This window comes from Corynebacterium sp. HMSC074C04, assembly GCF_001838295.1.
GTDB lineage: Bacteria > Actinomycetota > Actinomycetes > Mycobacteriales > Mycobacteriaceae > Corynebacterium > Corynebacterium amycolatum.
This window is the reverse complement of the sequence record NZ_KV836272.1, coordinates 137,441-152,888: the sequence shown is the minus strand read 5'-3', so window position 1 is coordinate 152,888 and position 15,448 is coordinate 137,441. Positions and strand designations below refer to the sequence as shown.

The 15,448-nt window shown below is 56.1% G+C and carries 10 protein-coding genes and 1 pseudogene; 3 read left to right on the top strand and 8 right to left on the bottom strand.

Annotation, left to right across the window (positions count from 1 at the left end):
* Positions 1 to 200 precede the first annotated feature (200 nt).
* On the bottom strand, positions 201 to 1,664 hold the full coding sequence (locus HMPREF3011_RS05000) for an amino acid permease (protein ID WP_038625396.1): 1,464 nt from the start codon (positions 1,662 to 1,664) through the stop codon (positions 201 to 203).
* Positions 1,665 to 1,762: 98 nt separating this feature from the next.
* Positions 1,763 to 2,971 (bottom strand): lycopene cyclase family protein, encoded by a 1,209-nt coding sequence (locus HMPREF3011_RS04995; protein ID WP_038625398.1) that lies wholly within the window; start codon positions 2,969 to 2,971, stop codon positions 1,763 to 1,765.
* Between the two features lie 20 nt (positions 2,972 to 2,991).
* Between HMPREF3011_RS04995 and HMPREF3011_RS04990 the strand changes: the two genes are divergently transcribed.
* A complete protein-coding gene (locus HMPREF3011_RS04990; protein ID WP_038625400.1) occupies positions 2,992 to 4,623 on the top strand; it encodes an ABC-F family ATP-binding cassette domain-containing protein in 1,632 nt (543 codons plus the stop codon).
* Here the strand turns inward: HMPREF3011_RS04990 and HMPREF3011_RS04985 are convergent.
* From HMPREF3011_RS04985 to acnA, 6 genes are all read right to left on the bottom strand, one after another.
* Positions 4,620 to 5,378, bottom strand: a complete 759-nt coding sequence (locus tag HMPREF3011_RS04985; protein WP_224786551.1) for a response regulator transcription factor — start codon at positions 5,376 to 5,378, stop codon at positions 4,620 to 4,622. The genes HMPREF3011_RS04990 and HMPREF3011_RS04985 overlap by 4 nt on opposite strands.
* Entirely contained in the window at positions 5,371 to 7,647 is a 2,277-nt protein-coding gene (locus HMPREF3011_RS04980; protein WP_038625401.1) for a sensor histidine kinase, read from the bottom strand. The genes HMPREF3011_RS04985 and HMPREF3011_RS04980 overlap by 8 nt, the downstream gene beginning before the upstream one ends.
* A gap of 45 nt (positions 7,648 to 7,692) precedes the next feature.
* Complete coding sequence (locus HMPREF3011_RS04975; protein ID WP_081913931.1) at positions 7,693 to 8,439, bottom strand: glutamine amidotransferase; 747 nt, start codon at positions 8,437 to 8,439, stop codon at positions 7,693 to 7,695.
* A gap of 48 nt (positions 8,440 to 8,487) precedes the next feature.
* Positions 8,488 to 9,237, bottom strand: coding sequence for a glutamine amidotransferase-related protein (locus HMPREF3011_RS04970; RefSeq protein WP_038625403.1), 750 nt, complete (start codon positions 9,235 to 9,237; stop codon positions 8,488 to 8,490).
* A 142-nt stretch (positions 9,238 to 9,379) separates the two neighbouring features.
* Complete coding sequence (locus HMPREF3011_RS04965; RefSeq protein ID WP_038625405.1) at positions 9,380 to 9,946, bottom strand: TetR/AcrR family transcriptional regulator; 567 nt, start codon at positions 9,944 to 9,946, stop codon at positions 9,380 to 9,382.
* 223 nt (positions 9,947 to 10,169) lie between these two features.
* Positions 10,170 to 12,956 (bottom strand): aconitate hydratase AcnA, encoded by a 2,787-nt coding sequence (gene acnA / locus HMPREF3011_RS04960; RefSeq protein ID WP_083279170.1) that lies wholly within the window; start codon positions 12,954 to 12,956, stop codon positions 10,170 to 10,172.
* 367 nt (positions 12,957 to 13,323) lie between these two features.
* Between acnA and HMPREF3011_RS04955 the strand changes: the two genes are divergently transcribed.
* Positions 13,324 to 13,833, top strand: a complete 510-nt coding sequence (locus tag HMPREF3011_RS04955) for an Rv1476 family membrane protein (protein WP_038625409.1) — start codon at positions 13,324 to 13,326, stop codon at positions 13,831 to 13,833.
* Between the two features lie 629 nt (positions 13,834 to 14,462).
* Positions 14,463 to 15,448, top strand: a pseudogene (locus tag HMPREF3011_RS11375) (NlpC/P60 family protein); the annotation flags it as partial.

Here is a 15,448-nt window from a genome sequence, read left to right as displayed (position 1 = left end):
CAGTTTCACATTTGCAGCCCGTATTCTCACGTGCGGCCCATAATTTTTTAGGGTTGTCCGATTTAGAGTTAAAAAGCGACCCCACCTGGCGCTAAAAGAGTGCCAAGCGGGGTCGCTATTGTCTTCGACTGCTAATCCGAGTCGTGAGAGTTCGATGCGAGATGCATTAGCTATTCACAGCTATTCACAGCCATTCGCAGCTATTCGCGACTCATGTCTGCGGTGGCCGGGTCAACGAGCTTAGAGCCCGTTGCCTTCTTATGGATGAACCACAGCAGGACGAAGACCGGAATACCCAGGTACGGAGTGAGGATAGCGAAGATATTCTCGCCAGTGCGAATCGGGTCAAGTGCCTGTCCGGCCACCACAAAGAAGCACATAATCAGTGCCAGCACAGCACCTGCGGGGAAAAAGTTCGCCTTGTAGGGAAGCGAATCCAACGGGATATTCTGGGTCTTCAGACACTTGCGGAAGCGGTAGTGGCTGAAAGAGATACCAAACCAGGTGATAAAACCCGCGAGCGCAGAGAGCGTCAGCAAGAAGGTGTACGCCGCACCATCGCCTACCAATGAAGTAATGAAGCCAGCCATACCGATGACAGCGGTGGCGATCAGAGCGCGCAGCGGAACGCCGTGCCCGGAAAGCTTGCCGAAGTAACGCGGAGCCTGTCCATGGCGAGCCAGGGAAAACAGCATACGAGTGGATACATACATACCGGAGTTACCCGCAGACAACACCGAAGTCAGAATGACGGCGTTCATCAGGCCAGCGGCAATCGCGATACCTGCGCGTTCAAAGACCAGAGTGAACGGTGAAATGGAAATGTTGTCCTCAGCCGCGTTCAGAAGATTCGGGTCAGTGTACGCAATAAGGAAACCAATAACAGCGATGGCACCGATGTAGAACAGCAGAATACGCCAGAAGATAGTGCGAATCGCGCGGGGAATGGTGCGCTCAGGATCCTCAGCCTCACCTGCTGCTACACCAACCATCTCGGTGCCCTGGAAGGAATAGCCGGCTACGACGAAAACGGCCAGCAGTCCCATTCCGCCGTTGACGAATGGGGCATCGCCCGTGGTCCAGTTTTCAAAGCCGGGGGAGGACCCACCCAAGATGCCGAAAATCATGCCGACACCAAGAACGAGGAAGACGATAACGGTAATGACCTTGATGGTCGCAAACCAGAACTCACCCTCGCCGAATGCACGTGCGGACAGGGCATTCAGCCCGAATAGAATCGCGAGGAAGAGCGCGGACCAGACGATTGAAGGCACATCCGGGAACCAATAGCGCATCACCAGTGCAGCAGCGACGAGCTCTGCGGCCACAGTAATCGCCCAATTAAACCAGTAGTTCCAGCCCATGGCAAAGCCGAAGGATTCTGAGACGTATCGGCGACCGTACTCCTGGAAGGAACCGGGCACTGGCAGGTAGGCGGCCATCTCGCCGAGAGACTGCATAACCAGCCACACCATGATGCCGATAAGGGCGTAAGCGATGAGCGCACCGCCTGGACCGGCCTGCGAAATGGTCGCACCGGAGGCAACAAACAGGCCCGTGCCAATGGCACCGCCAATGGCAATCATGTTCAGGTGGCGAGCTCTCAGCCTGCGCTGAAGCTTATGGTTGTGTGAGGAATTCTCCTCAGATTGCGTCGAAGTCATTCACTTATCATAAGCGTTTCCACTCCGGTGAATGCAAAAACCACACCGCTTTAATTGTTGGTATCACCCCACAAATCGGCTGATGTATATGCTTCCCGTCAACGATTTCTCCATCTCCCAGGTCCCCGCATAAACCCTGCGATGAGCTTTCCGCACGTTCGCGGACTCTTTTTCAGCAAAGGCACTGCCACTTTCGCCATAGCGCGAAGCGTCGTCAGTGGGGATGTCCCTATCAAATAGGCAAACACGTCCTTCTCCGGCAACGAAAAGAACGCCCGAAAAAACGCACCCGTCTGTCGTGCATCGAACCCCAGCAACGCCGCGAGTCCACGTTCGCGTAGCCATCGCTGCAATCGCATGCTTAACGACGTCCCCAGCGACCGGCTTCCCTTCTTTTCCATATCGGCCAAGAAACGGTCGACATCTTCGATAACCGACTCCACCGAGTAACCAGTGGCAGGATGCATCCAACCGCCTGCAAAGCCGAAGAGGGTGCCCATGGATGGTCCGTTGTGCGTCAAGGCACCGCGGCGAGAGGGAAAGTTTGCCAGTAGGGGAAAGGACACCACTTCTTCGTCAATGGCCAGATCTTCCGAGAGCTCCAGGGACTTCAACCGTGCTTTTTGGCGTCTCCGCAACAGCTCTAGAAGTACGGAGTCATCGGCCTTACCGCCGGTGCCGACTGCCGCACCGGTTTCGTCGAGATGCCCGGCAACCATAGGAGTCGGAGTAGCGAGAATGGTCTCTTCAATGAGGAAGGTCCTGTCATCCAAGAAAATGCGATAGGAGAAACTAGCCGGCTCTGTCTCTGGGGCATTCAGGTCTGCTGGAGTGAAGTCCATGAGGACTGCGCGGCGGTGGGCGCTAGGGACGTCGTCAAGCGAAAAGATGTGCCCGATGGCAAGCTGCCGTACCTGCCCACCTCGCCCGACTGCGGCGTGTGCGCGCCCGGTGGTGACAATCGTGATGTCAGCACCCGTGGATTCGGAATCGGTGAGCGAGCGGCGTTCGATGCGGAAACCGCCAAGTTTTTGCAGGCAGTCGTTGTTAACAACGCCGTACGTGCGGGTGAGCTGACGTTCGGTGCCGTCGACAAGAATGACGCTGGGTTGAAAAGTGGCGGCGAGGAAATCGCTGGGCAACCAGTCGGGGAGTTGGTCGCACCAGAGACCAATCGTCGAGGGCAGTGTGCCACCGGCGGGGTCGTAAGCGGTGACATCCCAGCCGCGAGCGGATGCGCGGTGGGCGGCGATTCTTCCGGCGGGCCCGAGGCCGACGACGGAGGCGGTCACGGGAAATGAAGTCATAACTGGTAGGCTACTCGTTCGTGATTGTGACCCATGACCTTGAAGTCCGAGTCGGCGCCCGTACCCTGCTCACTGCGCCGGGTGAGCAGCTGCGCGTCCAGCCGGGAGACCGGATTGGACTCGTCGGGCGAAATGGTGCTGGCAAAACGACGACTATGCGTATCCTCTCCGGCGAAACTGAGCCCTACGGTGGCTCCGTGGTGCGCTCTGGCTCGATTGGTTACCTGCCACAGGACTCACGCGAAGGCAACATCGACATCTCCGCCCGCGACCGTGTGCTGTCGGCGCGAGGCCTTGACCAAATCCGCCGGAGCATGGATCGCCAGCAGGAGATCATGGAGACCGCGACCACTGACACGAAGCGCGATGCGGCGATTCGGAAGTTTTCGCGTCTCGAGGAGCGCTACCACGATCTCGGCGGCTACGAGGCGAACGCTGAGGCAGCCCGCATTTGCGACGCGCTGGGGTTGCCGGAGCGCGTACTCGACCAGCCTCTGAAGACGCTCTCGGGTGGTCAGCGCCGCCGTGTCGAACTTGCTCAGATTCTCTTCGCCGCTACCGAAGGCTCAGGCAAGTCCGCCACGACACTGCTTCTCGACGAGCCGACGAACCACCTCGATGCGGATTCGATTACCTGGCTCCGCGAATTCCTCAGCAAGCATGAGGGCGGCTTGATTATGATCTCGCACGATGTCGAGCTGCTCGAGGCCGTGTGTAACAAAGTCTGGTTCCTCGACGCGGTGCGCGCCGAAGCTGATGTGTACAACATGGGCTGGAAGAACTACCTGTCGGCACGCGCGACCGATGAGGCTCGACGTCGCCGCGAGTTCGCTAACGCGGAGAAGAAGGCCAGCGCACTGCGCAAGCAGGCCGAGAAGCTAGGTGCGAAGGCGACGAAAGCCCGTGCGGCCAAGCAGATGGTGGCTCGTGCTGAGCGTATGATGGATAGTCTCGACGAGGTCCGCGTCGAGGACAAGGTCGCCCACATTTCCTTCCCAGAGCCGGCGCCCTGTGGCAAGACTCCACTCAACGCCACGGGACTGACCAAGATGTATGGCTCGTTGGAAGTCTTCGCCGGTGTGGATCTTGCGATTGACAAGGGTTCCCGCGTGGTTGTCCTCGGTTTCAACGGTGCTGGTAAGACGACGCTACTGAAGCTACTCGCCGGTGTGGAGCGCACCGATGGCGAAGGCGGCATCGTCTCCGGCCACGGCCTGCGCATCGGCTACTTCGCCCAGGAACATGACACGATTGACCCGGACAAGACTGTCTGGGAAAACACCGTCTACGCCTGCCCTGACGTCAACGAGCCGGAACTGCGGAGCCTACTCGGTGCCTTTATGTTCTCCGGCGATAAGCTGCAGCAGCCAGCGGGTACCCTCTCCGGTGGTGAGAAGACACGTCTAGCGCTGGCGACGCTGGTTAGCTCCCGCGCAAACGTCCTGCTTCTCGACGAGCCCACTAACAACCTCGACCCTCAGTCCCGCGAACAGGTGCTCGACGCACTGCGTACATACACCGGGGCCGTCGTACTGGTTACCCACGATCCAGGTGCGGTCAAGGCGTTAGAGCCCGAGCGCGTCATCGTGCTTCCCGACGGCACGGAAGACCTCTGGAGTGACGACTACATGGAAATCGTCGAGCTGGCTTAAGACGGATCCATTGGCCCAGGCAGGTAACCGTCCTGCTGGGCGAGCCTATACATCTCCGACTTGTTAAGGCTGTTCTCGGCCCGGCCAGCTGCCGCATACTTGGCTCGAATGCGGCCCAAGTAGTCCAACACGGTGTTCGGTGTCAGCCCTGTCATCGACGCGACTCGCTTCGTCGACTCACCGGAGGCGTAGAGCTCCAGTACCTCACGCTGGCGTTCTGACAAATCGACAGAATCGAGCAGGGGATCAGAGTCCACTACCGATGCCCATTCCGTAGTCAGCGCGCCCTTGCCAAGCGCCGCCAGCCGTACTGCAGACACGACTGTTTCCGGGGTTTCCGATTTCTGAACAACCCCCATCACTCCGGTACGCACTGCCTTTCGGACAAGGTATGGGCTTTCAGCTGACGAGAGAATGAGCACGTGGTCGGTGACCAATTCCAGCGAGAGCACGTTCTGCGCTGGATCTGAATTATCCGCCAGCCGCAGATCCAGCACGACCACATCCAGGCGATCATCAGTGCCCACATCAGCCAGTAGTGCCGGCACAGTTTGATAACAGCCGACGAGCTCAAAGTCTGGCTCTGCAGACAGCAGGGTTTCGAGCCCCTGCAGAGTCAAGGCATGATCATCAATCGCAGCAACGCGAAGCAAACGATCCGACTGCACGCTGTAATCTCCGATGTTGTCGGAGTCAATTGCAGCCGAGACGTCGATGGAAGCATTGCTCATTCCCGCAATGTTTTCCCTAGTCACGTGACATCACTATCCTCTCACCGGCTTCATCAAACCTTTGCACTCCATTGTCATCAGAAATGGATGCAAATGCACGTCTGCCCGGGGGCAATAGACGAATTGTTACCGATCCTTCTTCGGCGTTATCGATCGTTTCGAGGAAGCTCGGCATCAACTTAGCCACCGCGGAATCATCGTCGACAAGCGGAATACGGCGCACATCGGTGCTACCGGAAACGGCCTGCGTGTGATTGCGGTCATCGAGGAGCCGGACATGAACGCCTCTGGCCCGCGCGTCCCAAACAGCTTGGTGAAGTGACCCGACATTTAGATGCGGCGAACGTAGAACGTCTCGGAGGAGCTGCTCTGTGAGACGCGCACGCAACTGCAATCGCGGGGTCGGTTTATCCAAAACTGCAGCGGCGCTAAATATGGGACCGACCTGACGCTGCAGCCATTCGTAGTTGCTCTGGCTGCTGATTTCGTACTCTTTGGCAGCACCGGCAGTGTACAGCGCACGATTATAATCCTGAATAGACTGCGGAACGGTACGCATAAAGAAGCGGACCATGATGGACGTCAAAATTCCAGCGACCAGCATCACGGAGCGAACTAGCAGGTCGACTCCAGAGATACTGATGTGGGTGGAATCCGAGGGGGCAAAGGGGAAGAACTTGAGTATCTCCACCAGGATTGCGCCACCGAGCACTGAATTCAGTGCAACCCAGGGTCGGCCGCGGATGGCGAGCAATGCAGACGCAAAAGAAATTAAGCTAAAGTGCCAGAAATACGACCATTCCAAATTATTTGGAATGGGCTGGTAAAGCCCAACCCCAGCTAATACAACAATTGCGACACCAATTACAAATGCGCGATTTAACGGCAATTGCGAATGGCGACCATACATAATTAGCCCGAGAAGACCGATCGCTAACGCCAGGCTGATTTGTCCTGCCGTCGTAAATAATTGCCCATTACTGACTAGGACCATGAACAACACGCCGACGATCGCGCCGTAGAACTGCCAGGAAAAAACAATCGACATTCCCATGAGGTCATACAGCGATGTCGTATGAGCCGAGGAATCGACTACATCTTCCTCTTCCACAGGAGAGGTATTACCGTGCCATTTGAGAATAACCTGAGTACCTTTCCCAGGTTTTGATTTAACGTCGGCATCTCCGCCACGAAGGGCCTCCATTCGACCTTTAACACTTAATCGAATACCTGCACGATGCGGGTCAATTCCTTCGGGGTCGAACCCGCTGCCATCATCACGAAAATCAATGGAGACCTCGCCAGAGGCAACACGAATGTGGCACTTCTTTTCCGCCGTGGTACCTGCATGACGCTTGGCATTATTTGCCACCTCAGTTGCAGCTAATAGGAACGTGTTAGCAACTTCTCCTGGGAGACGAACTGGACCGCCTTCTTCGCTGGTATCTAGCGTTACCGAAATGTCAGAGCTCACCGACAGCAATTGCGCCCGTACAGCCTCCGCAAAAGTTCGACCGCTTACTGTTTGCCGAGGCGAGAAAAACAGCCCAGTCTGCTCGTCTAGCGAGAAGTCAATCTTAGAGCCCTTACCAATTGCAGACAGTGCGGCTAATACATAGTCATGAACATAGGCGTTGAAGCTACTCATTGCCTCTCCGCGGACACGCATACGCTCCGCTCTCTCATTGACCTTCCGAGAATTCTCGTAGGTGTAGTCAATAAGCCTTGCGACGGGTTGTGCAGAGCCCGCGATAATCACAAATGGAAAAGTGTTGATGAGATTGAATCCGACATCCGACAACATGTCGAGCCAAAAAGTGTGCCCCAGCAACCATGAATTAATGACGGCAATCAGTCCGGGAACAAATACCATCACGGACAAACTGATGTGGAGTGGCACCGTCAGCGCAAATGCAGCGAGGGCCAAACCTGAAAATGGGCTATACCAGAGTGCATTTCCAATGGAGTTATGAGGCAGATCCCAATAGGTTGAAACCAACATCAGGAAAACCAACATGATGTACATCGGTACACGCAGTGCGGCAATAAGGCCTCGCCGCGTATTGTTGATCACTGCCCAAATCAGCAACATATCGCTGAGAATGAATATGAGTAGTGATGCAAAAGGGAACCAGTGGCTCAGAAAGTTTTCTAAGGGGACAGAACGAATAGCCGATTCAATCTGCCACAAAAATCCGGTGACGGCAATAATAATCGCACCGGATCGCAGCACAGACATTTCAATTGATGGTGACTGTCCGGCAAGTGCCGAATCGGGATTCCACCTCTCCATGCGACAATCACATTCCTTTTGCTTATTGCCACTAGATAAAACTAATCAGCCTCTACAAGCGGTATGAAGCCGGACGAAATTCTGAAGAATTCGTCCACTTCGTGCAACATCCAACTGCCGCGCGGCCGATACCGCTTCAAGATCTGTTCCTGGTAAATAGTATCCCTGATTGGCGTAAATCAGGAGACGCTGGGCAAACGTGTTGGCATCTAATTCCGGGTGGAACTGCGTCGCATATGCATTGTGGCCCAACCGGAACATCTGCACTGGACAGTCCTTTCCAGTTGCCAGCAATGTAGCGTCGCCTGGAAGCTCTTCGATGGCCTCCTTGTGGCCTACGATGGCGTGAAAACGGGCCGGCAAACCTTCAAGAATTGGGTCTGCTTCTCCATCCGGCGTTGCAGCTACTTCGATTACAGCTGCCTGCTCCCCGTGCTTGCGGGAGACCCGGCCATGACCAGCAGTACCGAGCAGGCCGACACCATAACAAGCTCCGAAGAAGGGGAAATCTCGCTCGAGCACTTCTGCCAGCAAATCCTCAAACCAGGTCTCGACCTCCTTTTGTAGATAGCTCTTATCGTCGTCGGAGGCGTTAAAGGGACCTCCGCCAACGATTACTCCTGAGTAGTTATCAAGATTTAGATTGGCCGGACGCGATTGTTCCAGGCGAATTTGATGCAACTTCGCCGGCGCCAACCCACATCTCCTGGCAAATGAGAGATGTTCTGCGTGAGCTGCGGCATCTTCGCCACGTGTGGAAAGCAAGAGGAAGGGCTTGGCGGAGGTAGACATATGTGGGAAAAGAATTTCGTAAAAAAGGGGAGCTGGAAGGGACAGAGATTACTGCACCATTAGCATGCTCGGATTGGCAGCATGCGTACATACGTGCATAAATCGGGGGATGATTGACGCAACGGCCTGGAGGTTTACATCAGATACCTTTAGTCGAATCGCGTCGACTTCCTTCGGGTCAAAGTAACCGACGTCGGTGTAGAAAGACATTCTGCGGAGCAGTCCGTTAGCATTCATCTCCGGATGAAATTGGGTAACCCAGTTATTCGACCCGATCGAGTACATCTGCACCGGACAGGTTGGGCCTGTGGCAAGCAAAGTTGCATGATTGGGAAGCTCCGCAACGGATTCCTTGTGGCCAGTCAACGCATAAAAAGCCGGAGGTAACACCGAAGCTATTGGATCCTGAGTAGCAGCTTCGGTGAGCTCTACCCGGGTAGAACCCGCTACTTCGCCGTGACGCAGGTTAACCAAACCACCCGAAGTAAAGGCCGTGTAGCTAGCGCCGTAGCAGATAAGCAGTGCGGGGACAGGACTCCTAAGTACGTCGTAAAGCACATCGTGCGAATACTTCTGCAGACCCGAATGCTCTAGGTCGGTGACGTTAAATGGGCTGCCACCGACGAATACTCCGTCATAGGAGGTCAGGTCGGGTAACTTAGCGCCGACAGCGTCGATGGTAAACAGATCCAACTGGCTGGGCTCAAGCCCGGTGGAATCCAGAAAGTCCTGGTACTCGGCTTGCCCAGCACCATCTGCGGGGCGGAGCGCCACCAACAAAAACTTACCCACACTCATAAATAGACAGCTTAGTCCATATTGAGTGAAATCTATGCATCTTCACCGGTCAAACGGGATAAATCCACGATAGAAAGCCGAAACCCGCTCCCGTTTTAGGGAAGCGGGTGGTACGGAACGCTTTCAGGCCTAGCCTGAGTGGCTAGTCCTTGCGCCGTAAGCTGTCTTCAACTAAATCAAGCACGGAATCCAATTCGTCGACAGTGCGACCAGATGCCAGACGAACGATGATGCCATCGAGCATCAGCTCGAGAAAAAGCTGCATCGTGCGAACCGAATAATCCGACCGTAGAGAGCCGGATGAAGATGTCTGGGTCAATCGGTGGGCAACAGCGTCATCCAATTGATCCTGATGGCCCAACCATTGGCCCTTAAACTCCGGGTCGCTGCGAAGGCGACGGGCAATCTCAAGGCGAGTTCCCAGCCAGCCATGCTTGTCTGGGTTCGCCACGATATCACGCATTACTTCCACTAATCCGGAAGACTCCGCGACTTCCGCCATATTTGCGGCATCTTCTTCGGCCAATGCTAAGAACAGACCTTCTTTGGATCCGAAGTGATGGAAAATAGCACCGCGAGACTTACCGGTAGTGGCCTCCAAACGAGAGACCGTTGCGCCGTCGTAGCCGAATTCTGCAAAGCACTGCCGCGCGCCGTCGAGAATTTCGTGCCGCCGTTGAGCTAAATCCTGGTTACTCACTTTTGGCATAAGGAAACTCTTTTCTTGCCGGCGACGCCCAGGGGGCATATTTCACTGCATGACGTGGCAACGCCATTCCTATACGTCCCAAGCCTCATTTTGGTTGGGGTAGAGAAACCCGAGGCCGGCAGGGCGCTAGTCCGTGGGGTATGAATCCGCGGGCTAGCGCAACCTACCGGCCTCTAGAAGCGCTGCTTACAACAAGCCCTAGCGCGCACGAGTCAAAGGGAAACTAGTTGCCCTTGATCATGTTGCGCAGGACGTACTGCAGAATACCGCCGTGGCGGTAGTACTCAGCCTCACCAGGGGTATCGATGCGGACCACAGCGTCGAAGTCGAAGGACTCGCCGTTTTCCTTGGTAACCGTGACCTTGACGGTCTTCGGAGTGGAACCGTTGTTCAGCTCCTCCAGACCAGCGATGTCGAAGGTCTCAGTGCCATCGATGCCCAGGGACTTCCAGGACTCACCCTCAGGGAACTGCAGCGGCACAACGCCCATGCCGATGAGGTTCGAGCGGTGAATACGCTCGAAGGACTCAGCGATGACAGCCTTGACGCCGAGCAGGAGGGTTCCCTTAGCTGCCCAGTCACGGGAGGAACCGGTGCCGTATTCCTTACCACCAACAACGACCAGCGGAGTGCCAGCCTCCTTGTAGTTCATGGCAGCGTCGTAGATGAATGCCTGCGGGCCACCCTCCTGGGTGAAGTCGCGAGTGTAACCACCGGTGACGCCGTCAAGCAGCTGGTTCTGCAGACGGATGTTAGCGAAGGTACCGCGAACCATGACCTCGTGGTTACCACGACGAGAACCCAGGGAGTTGTAGTCCTTGCGCTCAACGCCCATGGAGTCGAGGTACTGAGCAGCCGGGGTTCCCGGCTTAATGGAGGATGCCGGGGAAATGTGGTCGGTGGTCACCGAGTCACCCAGAGCTGCGAGGACGCGAGCACCCTTGATGTCGGAAACCGGTGCCGGCTCCATTTCCATCTCGTCAAAGTACGGTGCCTTGCGGATGTAGGAAGACTTGTCGTCCCAAGCGAAGGTCTTACCCTCCGGGGTCGGCAGGTTCTGCCAGCGCTCGTCACCAGCAAAGACGTCCTTGTAGTCCTCGTCGTAGAGCTCGGAGGAGATGGAAGCCTCGATGGTGGCCTCAATCTCTTCAGTGGACGGCCAAATATCACGCAGGAAGATGTCGTTGCCCTCTGCGTCCTGCCCCAGAGCGTCGGTCTCGAAGTCGAAGTCCATGGTACCGGCAATAGCGTAAGCGATAACCAGGATCGGGGAGGCCAGGTAGTTCATCTTCACGTCAGGGGAGATGCGGCCTTCGAAGTTACGGTTACCGGACAGAACTGCGGTAGCAGCCAGGTCGACCTCGTTGATGGCAGAGGAAATCTCAGCCGGCAGCGGACCGGAGTTACCGATACAGGTTGCACAACCGAAGCCGGACAGGTAGAAGCCCAGAGCCTCGAGATCCTTCCACAGGTCAGCGCGCTTGAAGTAGCCGTTGACAACCTGGGAACCCGGAGCACAAATGGTCTTGACCCACGGCTTTGCATGCAGGCCCTTCTCGACAGCCTTACGTGCCAACAGACCAGCGCCAACCATGACCGACGGGTTGGAGGTGTTGGTACAAGAAGTGATGGAAGCGATGGCGACCATACCGTGGTCGAGCGTGTACTCGCCGCCCTTCGGGGAAGTGACGGTAATTGGGGAGCTCGGGCGACCTTCAGCGCTGTCAGCAGCGGACTCGCCGTGACCCTCGCGGGACTCGTTGTAGTCTGCAGCCAGCTCGGAAGTCGGTGCGGAAGCCTTGACAGCGCCCTTGATCTCGCCGTCGGAGTAGTTGTGCAGGTCCTTACGGAACTGTTCCTTGGCGGAAGCCAGCTCGATGCGGTCCTGCGGACGCTTTGGACCAGCGATGGACGGAACGACGGTGGACAGGTCCAGCTCGAGGTACTCGGAGTACTCAGCCTCCGGAGTGTTCTCGTCCAACCACATACCCTGAGCCTTGGCGTAAGCCTCGACGCGCTCCAGGGTCTCCTTGTCGCGGCCGGTCAGGGCCAGGTACTTGACGGTCTCATCGTCGATCGGGAAGATTGCGGCGGTGGAACCAAACTCCGGCGACATGTTACCGATGGTCGCACGGTTGGCCAGCGGCAGCTTGGAGACGCCAGCGCCGTAGAACTCTACGAACTTGCCGACGACGCCGTGCTGGCGCAGCATGTCGGTAACGGTGAGCACAACGTCGGTTGCGGTAACGCCCGGCTGAATGTCGCCAGTCAGCTTAAAGCCAACGACGCGCGGAATGAGCATGGAAATCGGCTGGCCGAGCATTGCAGCCTCAGCCTCAATACCACCAACACCCCAGCCCAGGATGCCCAGGCCGTTCTGCATGGTCGTGTGGGAGTCAGTACCAACACAGGTGTCCGGGTATGCCAGGCCGTTGTTCTCGAAGACAACGCGAGCCAGGTACTCGATGTTGACCTGGTGGACAATACCGGTTCCCGGAGGAACAACGCGGAAGTTGGAGAATGCACCAGTACCCCAGCGGAGGAACTTGTAGCGCTCATCATTGCGCTGGTACTCAATCTCGACGTTCTTAGCCAGAGCGTCTTCGCTACCGAAGGCCTCGATGATGACCGAGTGGTCGATGACCATCTCGGCCGGGTTCAGCGGGTTAACCTGATCCGGGTCGCCGCCGAGAGTCTTAACAGCCTCACGCATGGTAGCCAGGTCAACAACACAGGCGACGCCAGTGAAGTCCTGCATAATAACGCGAGCAGGGGTGAACTGAATCTCGATCGACGGATCAGCGGAAGGAACCCAGTTGGCGACAGCCTTGATGTGCTCCTCAGTGATGTTGGCGCCATCTTCGTTGCGCAGCAGGTTCTCACCGAGAACCTTCAACGAGTAAGGCAGCTTCTCCATACCCGGCACAGCATCAAGAGCGAAGTAGTCATAAGACTTGTCTCCGACCTCAAGCTTGCGCAGGGCGTTGAAAGAGTTCTTGCTTTCAGCCACAGTCAGCTCCATTTCTATTCGGGTGAATTGTCGCCTTAGCTGAAGAGACCGGCACTCGAATTTCGGCCCTTCACAAGGCATAGGTGCGATCACGCCGCCCCTCATCAACCAATTAAAGCAATAATCACGATGCGGGGCACACGAGCCCACGCACACGTTTTTAAGGAAGCGTTACCGTCCTTGCATCAACAATAACAGTACGAACGTTCTGTATGTAGATTACCCGCGGCGCGCCGAGTCAAGCTACCCCCGTTCACGTCCAAGACAGGCCATTATAGAGGGGACAAACGAAGCAGCATCTCCGCCAAATTGGGGCGCGTGGAAACCATTCTCACGCAAAACAGGAGCACGATACGGAAGGCAGTTAATGCATACGCCAGCAGATTCACAGGCAGCGAAAGAAACCGTCGAAAAGGCGGTCGCTCAGCTACGCACCGACAACATCGTGACAAATAACCCACAGCTCCGAGAAGCGGTCCAGCCAATTGTCGACGATGCCGCAAATCGGGGGGTTCCCAATTTCAATATCATCTACCTGGATAGCGAGAAGATTTACCCCGTTTCCGAGCAAAAGAATACGGACATCTTTTCCTTTGCCCGCCAAGTGGCAGACCAAGTCGGCGGAACCACTGTTGTGCGCACGCCAGGCAATGTGGCCACCGCATCTGCCGATTTTCCCCGCGCAGCTATTGAACGCGCCGACCACGCAATGATGGAGACCCCTCGAGACTATCCGGCGGGCCTAGATGCCTACTTGCACGAACTTACTAACTACGTCGTTCCATGGACTCTTTACAGCCTGATCGCAGGCGTAGTTATCGTCGCACTCTTCGTTGGACTGACGTTCTACTGGCTACGTACACGCCCAACCACCTAAGGGGTCGCTTTACGACGGGCACTGAAGCTTATCAGCCCCACCGAGTAGATTCACCGCCCCGGTTTTCCATCCCCAGGCAAGAGATAGGGTAAGTGCCCCACAAACTGGTAGCAGCGAGGAAACCAGGCTCCACCTAAATTGGATAACACTGTTGCAGTCATCGTAATGATGTCAACGACTTTACATAGGTCAAGCATCAACGCTTGACCTTTTTTCATGCGCGTTACCCCGAATAACTACCTGCAATGCTTCGACACGCCGACAGGCCATCGAATAGTGACATAATTCACACACAAAACTAGGGTTCGACATAACCGCAGGCCACGACGTATAACGAAACGGTTACAAAGCAGGGGACGGTTGGTAATTTTGTTACTTATGTTTTTTTAGAGCTTTTTGACCCGTAAAGTGCTCGGTGATGCCAATAGTGGACTCAAGGGTCCAGTATTGACCAAAGAAAACTCGCGGGAGCGCTGGTGTTGCTTTTGGTCGTTGTTTCGGTTCGGCGTTTCGTGCAGTTCCGCTCAAGACCAGAAGACAACAACAGGAAGATATCCAACGATGGGGAAGTCGCTGGTGTCGGACCTGAGGCGTGAACGCACCCATAGGAGAAATGTAGGAGTAACGCGGTGCCGAGTAATCGCAAAGTCCGTGCATCATATTGGACTCGTCCAATTGCCGGTATTATCACGGCGGGTCTTTTGGCGACGAACACCCAGGTTGCAGTTGCACAGCCACTAAATCCGAGTGACGCCCAGATTCGCCAAGCGCGAGAGGCGGCCTCTAACGCCGAGTCGTACTTGCAGTCCCTGGTCGCCGAGGTGACTTCTAGCGAGCGTCGAGTATCTGACCTCGAGCTACGCATGGGCACTCTCCGCGAGGACGTCAACAAGGCCATGGTGGACCTTGAAACCGCCCGGGATGCCGCTAACCGTGCACGCGACGCGGTCAACGAGGCTCGCGCTCAGCTCGATCGTTCTCGTGCTGAGCTCGCTAGTGCACAAAAGCAGTTCGACGAACTGGCACGGACAATCATGCGCCAGGGACGTTCCAGCGGCTCGATTCTTGAGGGCGCGCGAGACGCATCCGACGCTATTAATCGCCTGTCCGCCTTGCGCCGTGAAGCCGACCGTCAAGAGCAGACCGTTGACTCTCTGGACAAGAATCGAACTGAGGCTGCCAACCAGGAGTCGGCACTTCGCAAGAAGAGTGACGAGGCTCAGCAGGCGGAGGCGACTGCAAACCAGCGAAACACCGATGCTCAGAACGCGTACTCCGAGGCAAACCAGGAGCTTCAAAAGGAGCAAGCAGATTACCAGCAGGCTCAAGTTGACCGCGATGCCGCAAAAGCATCTTTGGACGCAGCCCGTAATGCGGTCAACGAGCTGAACTCCCAGCGCCAGAATTATGAGAACGAGCAGGCCCGCAAGGAAGCGGAAGACGCCGCTGCCAAGAAGGCCGCTGAGGAAGCTGCAGCTAAGACTCGTGCCGAGGCCCAGGCGAACCAGGCCGAAGAGGATTCCTCTTCTGAGTCCACAGATGAAAGCAATAGCTCCACTGGTTCTAACAGCTCCACTGGTTCTACTGGTTCTAACAGCTCCACTGGCTCGACTGG